Genomic DNA, 8,356 nt, shown 5'->3' with positions numbered 1-8,356 from the left:
TTTTCTCCCACAGTTTCATCATTTGCTAACGTTTATTTCAAGATCACTTCGACATCGTAATTTATTAAGAGCAATCTTGATATAAGTGAAAAATTTCAGATAAGGACAACATACAATTAGAATTCCTAATTTTTTCCTAAATGTGCCTATAAGTTTGTTTCAAACATTAATATCATGAAATTTATATATACACTTTTATTTTTCCTATTCGTTTCCAATTTTTTATTTGCACAAGAAACCACAATACCTAAGCCAGCAAAAGTAAAACATGCAGAACCACTCTACCTAGACCTCATGCGGGATCTTGGCGCTAGAAAAGGCGAAGCAGAATTTAATGTTGGATATGGTACTGGACGTTTCAAAAATAAAGTAGAGCATAATGCTTTTATTGAATACGAGTGGGCTGTTGCTAATCGTCTGGGACTGGAAGTTGAAGTGCCTGTACTATTTGCAAAAGATAATGTAGGGCAAAGAACCAATCATATAGAAGGTTTAAAATTAGGAACACAATATACGTTTCTGGTAGATGAGAAACACCAGACTTCTTTGGCTATCGGGTATGTACATGAAATGGAATTTGGCCGATCAAATCCAACTGTAAGAAATACACCTCTTTTTGATGGTTTTGTATCATCACCCTTCTTTATAGCAGCTAAGAATTTTAATCAGATCAGTACATTGATTTATACAGGACCTGAATTCGAATATCACTTTAAAAAGAAAGGAATGGAAACCAATTTTGTATTGAACGCAAACGTGCATTACATGGTTCCCAATTCAAGTCATTACATCGGTATTGAAAATGATATGCGTATCGAGCATGGTCATTTAGAATATATCATGAGACCTCAAATGAAGTTAGCGTTATCCCCTAATTTTGCAGTAGGTCTAGTGTGTGGTGTTCCGATAAAATCAAAAGAGTTTCAAATGGATTTTATGACCAGATTAATTTGGGAACCAAAGTTCTAAGGCCTACGAGCTTTGTTTTAGTTTCTTGACATATTAGAAAAGCCTCAGCGTTTAAATACTGAGGCTTCGGTTTCTTATGCTTCCCTTCTCATATCAAAAGATATGTAATTTTCAAAATACTCAAGTGACCTTATGGGGGTTGTGCGGTTACTCAACAGTTCAATATAATTATTTGCCATCAATCTCCATGTTGATAGTTCTCCAAAACTTTGCGCTTTGAACCGATACCAAGCCAATAATCTTGGGGAATTATATAAAAGAATGATGTTTTCGCGCATCGCTTCTATATCATCGAAAGGTGTGAGTATGCCTCGGTCATCGATCAATAAATCCTTAGCGTGCCAATAGGGAGTAGCAATAACAGCTGTTCCAGCTCCAACTGCGAACGATAGAGTTCCACTACTTGATTGTTCCTTATGTTGATAGGGAGATATGTAAATATCGCATGCTGTAAGATATTCTTTGAGTTGCTCATCCGATAAAAACTCATCTACAAATACGACTTTATCCTGTAATTCTAATTGTTCCACCAGATTTTGTAATTCATAACGATAGGATTCACCTTCACTTGCCAATACATGCGGATGTGTCTTTCCGACAATAAAGTATTTGAAATCTGGTAAATCAAGACCTACCAAAGATTTAATTGCGTATTCCAAATTTTTACTCCGTCTTATTAAGCCGAAAGTCATCATCATAAAATGTTGCTGTAAGCCTAATTTTTGCTTTGCTAATCCTTGGTTATAATCAAACTGAGGAACTCCATGTGGAATCATTTTAATCTTTTGATGATTCAGATTGGGAAAAATCTCTTTCAAAATTGTACACCCTTTGGGCGAAAGAGAAATGACCTGCTTTGATTTTTTCAGCAGTGATTCTATGATTTCTTTTTTCCTTAAGGTTGGATCCTGTATTATTGTGTGAAAAACCGTTATTAATGGTATATTTAAGTTATTGATCAGGTTATTGATGAAAATGCCATCAGCACCACCAAAAATCCCAAATTCATGCTGTAATATACAATAATCATATTCTTCATTAATGATACATGACGCTTGCATATAACTGTCTAATCCATCCTTGTCAATGACAAATCGTATTGAGTTATCAAATTTTTCTTTACCTAATTTACATACAGCAATTAGATCGACTGTTACATCTGGATCGAGCTCCATTCCCTGTTTCAGATCTTTAGTGAAGGTTGCAAGTCCACATTTCTGCGGAGGGCAGGTGCTAATAATGACAATTTTCTTCATCTTTTCGCTACTTACTTATGTTATTATCTGCCTGCTCAACAGGTATATCCAAAATCGCCATCAATAATAAATAATATCCTCTGTCTAAGCCCATTTCTTTTGCTTTTTGATCGATATGCTCCATAATATATAGTATGATTAAATGCTACTTCCTTTTTATGCAAGCTGTAAATCAAAAGCTGTACCCAAAACCTATTTTTATGTACATAACCGTAGTTTTTAGGTCAGTTAAAGTAGATTGTTACTTATCTACAGTACTAAGCGTAGAGCGTGCGTATTTGTACGGACACATAGAAATATTCTTGTTTTTGGCGTTGGCTGATACGAATTGGTTTGCTTTTGTTCTGAGGTAAAAAGCGAGATTACCGTGCAAGAAATAGATAATTAAATATAATTAGCTTACAGGTGGTCGATAATTTAGTAAGAATGAATGTGGTCATTCATTAAATTTATTTGTAAAAATTAAAAAGGCTTATACATATAAATATGTATAAGCCTTTTTACTGTGGAGCATATCGGAATCGAACCGATCACCTCTTCACTGCCAGCGAAGCGCTCTACCAAATGAGCTAATACCCCAGTATGTCGTAAGACAGGACCAAGATAGTACTTTAATATGAAATTCAAAACATCGGCGTTCTAATTTTTTCGTTAAGCTCTGTATTTTTTTATTAGAATAGCTAGAGTAATAGACTATTTTGGTTTATGCAGATTTAAAACTGTTTGTTTCACATAAGTTAATTTATTGTATTTGAGCGTACTAATCTGTTTTTATTATTTTTTTAAGTATAAATTTTATACAAGTGAGATTTCATAAAGCCTCGACTTCGGACCATTATGTTCTTGTTAGATGCAGTGAAAAAAAATAATTCCTTGTAAATGAGTAGTTTGTTGATTGTGCTTTAATTATGACAAAAAAGTCTACTAAATCTATATATAAAAATATTACTTTTGCCACATAATAAAGACTACTAGTTTAGTAGATTATTGTTTTTCAATAAATATAAGTGAAATGGAGTCCGTATTATATGCTTTATAAGTGCAGTATTAAAATTCTAAACAGTATTACATGCAGTTAACAAACAAAATTTTTCCATTATTAGCTACGGTATTAACCGTCTCAAGTATGAGTCAACTTCAGGCTCAGCAGCGCAATGTACAAGGTAAAGTTACAGATGCCACAACAGGAAAAGCGCTTTCAGGAGTTAATGTTGTTTTCTCCGGGCAGACTAGGGGCACAACAACGAATGTAAATGGAGAATTTACACTCCCTGTACAGCAGGTTACCGATGCCATTATCGAATTTTCCTATATCGGTTATGAGACTCAAAAGGTAAAAGCTGACGACGCTAATCTGACTGTCGCTTTGCAGGTTACCAGTCAAAACCTTGATGAGGTTGTGGTGGTCGCTTATGGTACATCTAAGCGCGCCAATATTACCGGATCAGTCAGCACGGTTAATGCAAAAGCAATTGAGAATAGACAGGTCTCCAGTATTTCGAAAGCGTTGGAAGGTCAAGTACCCGGTTTACAGTCGGTCGCATCTTCAGGTCAGCCCGGTACCGATGCGGCGATCAGAATTCGCGGTATCGGTTCTATCAACGCCTCCAGTTCACCGTTATTTGTCGTGGACGGAAATCCATTTTCAGGAGATATCAACTCGATCAATCCCAATGATATTCAATCCGTTTCTGTTCTGAAAGATGCTGCTTCAAGCGCCTTATATGGATCTAGAGGTGCTAATGGTGTCATTATCATTACGACAAAAAGTGGTAAGTCTTCTGAAAATACGACGATCAATCTTAATTTTACCCAAGGTTATTCTGGAAGAGCGGTTCGTGACTACGATCAGGTATCTACGGATGATTATTTCCAAATGTATTGGGAGGCACTTCGTAATAAAAACCTTTCAAATGGTTTGACAGCCGCGCAGGCAGCAACAAATGCGACGAACAGTGTTATAACTGATCTGAATAAAAATCCATATGGATCGGCATTTCCGCAGCCGGTAGGTCTGGATGGAAAATTAGTTCCAGGAGCAAAAGCATTATGGAATGATCCATGGACAGATGTTTTGCAACGTACAGGTGTGCGTACTCAAGGAGATTTAAGTTTCAGTGGCGGTGGTCCTAAAAATACCTATTTTATGTCCGGGAGTTATTTGGATGATCAGGGTATTGCAATTGAATCAGGTTTCAAACGGTATAATGTACGTGCCAATATCGATGGAAAGATGAAATCCTGGTTAAATGCAGGTCTCAATATAGCAGGTAGCAGTACACAGCAGAAATATCCCCAATCCGAAGATAGCAACACCGCTAATATTATCAATTTTTCCCGCTTAGTACCTTCTTTTTATCCTTACTACGAGCGTGCAGCAGACGGTTCTTATGTACTGGATGAAAACGGAAATAAAATATATGATTTTGGACTTTACCGTCCGAGTGGCGCTACTCCAAAGAACAATCTGGCAGCTTCACTGCCTTTAGATAAAAATGATATCCGAAGAGAAAATGTTGCCGCTAGAGCCTATCTTGAAGCTGTTTTTTCAAAAGACCTGAAATTCAGATCTACCTATAGTCTAGATTACATCAATAGCAATACCCATAATTATACCAATCCTACTGTTGGTTTTGGTGTAGATACAAAAGGATCTGTGTCCAAATCTAATGTACGAACTGTAGGACAAACTTGGAACAATATTTTGACGTTTGATAAGCAGTTAGATCTTCATCATCTGAATGTATTGGCCGGCCAGGAATATTATGATTTCAACAGTTCCAATATGAGTGGTAGTCGTCAGGGATTTGTACTTCCAGGATTTTACGAACCGGTCGCAGCGTCGCAATTGAATAATTTTACAGGATCTAGCGTCGATTACAGCTTATTGAGTTTCCTTGGACGTGCCGAATATAACTATGATAACCGTTATTATTTCTCGACCTCATTACGTACCGATGGATCATCCCGTTTTGCACCTGAAACCCGTTGGGGAACTTTCTGGTCAGTGGGCGGTTCATGGAAAATTGCGCAGGAAAATTTCTTGAAAGATGTTTCAGCTCTTAATCAGTTAACCTTGAGAGCTAGTTATGGAGGCCAGGGAAATGACAACTTGGGAACTTACTATGCTTACCAAGGCTTATATACTATTTCCAATAGTTTAGGTGAAGGCGGAACGGTTACAAGCCGATTGCCAACACCAGATCTGAAATGGGAGACAAACTTGAACTTTAATGTGGGTTTGGATGTTGCTGCTTTTAAAAATCGAGTTTCATTAAGTGTGGAATATTTTAATCGCCAAAGTAAAGATCTGTTATTTACAATGCCGATGCCTTATTCGAGCGGTTATTCAGGTTATGATGCTAATATTGGATCACTTCGAAATAGAGGATTCGATATCGATATACACACGATCCCAGTACTGACTGAAAACTTCAGATGGAACTTGGATGTGAATCTATCTCATTATACCAATAAAATCACCTCGCTGCCAAATAATAACAAAGATATCATTACGGGCACACGTGCATTACGTGTTGGTGGTACGATCTATGATTTCTTTATGCCGGAATGGGCGGGTGTAAATCCTGAAAATGGATTACCTCAATGGTATGTGGCCGATCAGGACGGGAAAAAAACAGATCAAAAAACATCTGAGTATACTAAAGCTGGATTTTTTGATGTCGGAAGCTCATTGCCTGATTTAATAGGTGGTGTAAGCAATAGCTTTAGTTATAAGAATTTTGATTTATCTGCTTTGGTCAGCTTCAGTTTAGGTGGACAAGTGTTGGATAACGATTATATCCAGTTGATGCATACCGGAAATAATGTGGGAAGAGCGTGGAGTGTTGAAATGTTGAATCATTGGACACCAGAAAATACAGCTACAAACGTCCCAAAGTTGACCACAGATAATTTAAACTGGACTTCAACCTCCACACGCTTTTTATATGATGCAACTTATGCGCGTTTAAAGAATGTGAGCTTAGGCTATAGTTTACCTGGAGATTTAATCCGAAGAATTGGACTCGGTAAAGTACGCGTATTTGCAACAGCAGAAAACTTGCTAACTTTTTATGGACATCAAGGAATGGATCCGGAGCAGACATTAAATGGAGCTACTTATTTCCGGTACCCGGCTATGCGTACCATTTCAGGAGGTTTGCAGCTTGTTTTTTAATGTTTAGGCAATCATATAAAAATAAAACAGTATGAATATGAAATTAAAATCTACCTATATACTTTTGGCAGTTTCCTTACTCGGTACATCTTGTAAAGATGTCTTGGACACCAATCCGACAACTGCCGTCGCTGAGTCCGAGATTTATAAAACGACCGCGAATGTTGAAACGGTTATTAATGGCACTTGGAAATACCTCAATGATACGTTTTTCACGTATGCCAATCCGGGCTACTCAGCTATTTTGCGTACCAGTGATGCCATGGGGAGTGACGTTGCTTTGACGACAAAATACGGGTACCGCGATGCTTATACTTTTTCTGAACTCAATAATAACCGATCTTACCGCATTAACTCTTTCTGGACTTTGCTTTATAAAGTCATCGATAATGCCAATAATGTTGTTGCTAAAGTTGATGGCGCTGAAGGCAGTACAGAAGATAAGAATAGGTTAAAGGGGCAGGCAAAAGCACTCCGCGCATTTGCCTATCTGAATCTAGCTTCTTTTTATCAGTTTAGTTATCAGAAAGATAAAAATGCGTTAACAGCACCGATTTATACTGAACCAAGCACCACAGCGACCAAAGGAAATCCGCGAGCAAGTCTACAGCAACTTTACGATCAAATTTTAAGTGACTTAAAAGATAGCCAAACACTTCTTGAAGGATATACCCGTACCGAGAAATATAAGATCAATCAGCATGTAGTTCAGGGTTTATTGGCACGTACCTATCTGCAGGTGGGTGAATGGAAGCTAGCAGCTGAGGCTGCAGAAAAAGCAAGAAGTACTTACAATCTTATGGGTGCAGCTGATTATCAGGCAGGGTTCAATGATCTTGGAAATTCAGAATGGATATGGGGACATAAGCAGACGACTGAACAAAGCAATGCTAGTTATACCTTTCATTATTTAGACGTATCCTCGGATGCATCTTATTATTTCAGCTTTATGGCAGATCCTTATTTTAAGAATTTATTTGACGAAAGCGATACGCGCTACAGTTTATTCGAGTGGGATCCATTGGCTGGACGTGAAGGGTTTTTAAGATATAAAAAATTCAAATTTAAGCCCAATGTGATCGGAGATATCGTATATATGCGTTCTTCCGAGATGGTATTGATTGAAGCCGAAGGTTATGCGCGAGCAGGCCTGCAGGAAAAAGCCATTGCCGCATTAAATACATTGCGTACTGCCCGTCAAGCAAAACTATATGACGTGAGCCAAGGGAAAAACTTAATTGATGAGATCTTAATCGAGCGTCGTAAAGAATTGTGGGGTGAAGGGTTCGCTTTATCTGATATTATCAGAACCCAAGGAAAAGTACAGCGTAAATTGTATATTGATGAAACAGGTAAACCAATTCAAGTACCGATTAAAACAGCAAATGGCGGAACCAAACTTGTGAACGGGCAGGGGCACCGTGTGGTGAAATTTCCGGATGGATCAAATTTCGTGGAAAATAGCCCTTATTATCTATTTACTGTTCCAAATGAAGAGATTGTCAGAAATCCTAATTTATAATAGCAATTGCTTTTTAATAATAACAGGCCTCTTACAGTAGTAAGGGCCTGTTTTTTATGACTTATTTCACGCTTATTTTTAATCTTTCTTATTATATTCTATATATAGCAAATAGTAGACTATTATTTATTTCCAGTCAACTATAATTATTTTAAAGGTACTCGTTTGGCTAATGTTTTTAGTGCTCCTTTGTAAGAGTCAACACCGCCAAGAAATGGTTTTCTTGTGTCCGAAAACAATTGTCTTCCAGTCGCATCATAAATAGTCATTAAGACTTTTGTATCATAATTTGTACTGGTGTAGCTGTTGTTTGATTGTACAACAGTACCCTTTGTTTGTATCCGGCCTACCAAGTACAATATTGTTTAGTCTGATTACGAGGCCGATCTTTGTTTCATGAGCACAGAAGAAAAAAGATGAAAAGATGTT

General features: G+C 37.4%; 5 protein-coding genes and 1 tRNA gene. 3 read left to right on the top strand and 3 right to left on the bottom strand.

Going from position 1 to position 8,356, the window contains the following annotated elements:
* The first annotated feature begins 174 nt into the window (after positions 1–174).
* Positions 175–969 (top strand): HAEPLYID family protein, encoded by a 795-nt coding sequence (locus tag L950_RS22780; RefSeq protein WP_021190410.1) that lies wholly within the window; start codon positions 175–177, stop codon positions 967–969.
* Between the two features lie 74 nt (positions 970–1,043).
* Here the strand turns inward: L950_RS22780 and L950_RS22775 are convergent, their stop codons facing one another.
* Entirely contained in the window at positions 1,044–2,225 is a 1,182-nt protein-coding gene (locus L950_RS22775) for a glycosyltransferase (protein WP_021190409.1), read from the bottom strand.
* 506 nt (positions 2,226–2,731) lie between these two features.
* Positions 2,732–2,804 (bottom strand) — tRNA-Ala (locus L950_RS22770).
* Between the two features lie 490 nt (positions 2,805–3,294).
* On the opposite strand from L950_RS22770, the gene L950_RS22765 reads away from it, so the two are divergent.
* Both L950_RS22765 and L950_RS22760 read left to right on the top strand, forming a co-directional pair.
* Positions 3,295–6,405 (top strand): SusC/RagA family TonB-linked outer membrane protein, encoded by a 3,111-nt coding sequence (locus L950_RS22765; protein ID WP_021190406.1) that lies wholly within the window; start codon positions 3,295–3,297, stop codon positions 6,403–6,405.
* Between the two features lie 37 nt (positions 6,406–6,442).
* Entirely contained in the window at positions 6,443–7,927 is a 1,485-nt protein-coding gene (locus L950_RS22760) for a RagB/SusD family nutrient uptake outer membrane protein (protein ID WP_031288512.1), read from the top strand.
* Between the two features lie 146 nt (positions 7,928–8,073).
* Here L950_RS22760 and L950_RS22755 read toward each other — a convergent pair whose 3' ends face one another.
* Positions 8,074–8,280: a hypothetical protein gene (locus tag L950_RS22755; RefSeq protein ID WP_021190404.1), complete on the bottom strand. Its 207-nt coding sequence runs from the start codon at positions 8,278–8,280 to the stop codon at positions 8,074–8,076.
* Positions 8,281–8,356 lie beyond the last annotated feature (76 nt).

The organism is Sphingobacterium sp. IITKGP-BTPF85, from assembly GCF_001006065.1.
Classification (GTDB): domain Bacteria; phylum Bacteroidota; class Bacteroidia; order Sphingobacteriales; family Sphingobacteriaceae; genus Sphingobacterium; species Sphingobacterium anhuiense.
The sequence above is the reverse complement of the archived record's forward strand: the minus strand, read 5'-3'. Positions and strand labels throughout refer to the sequence as shown.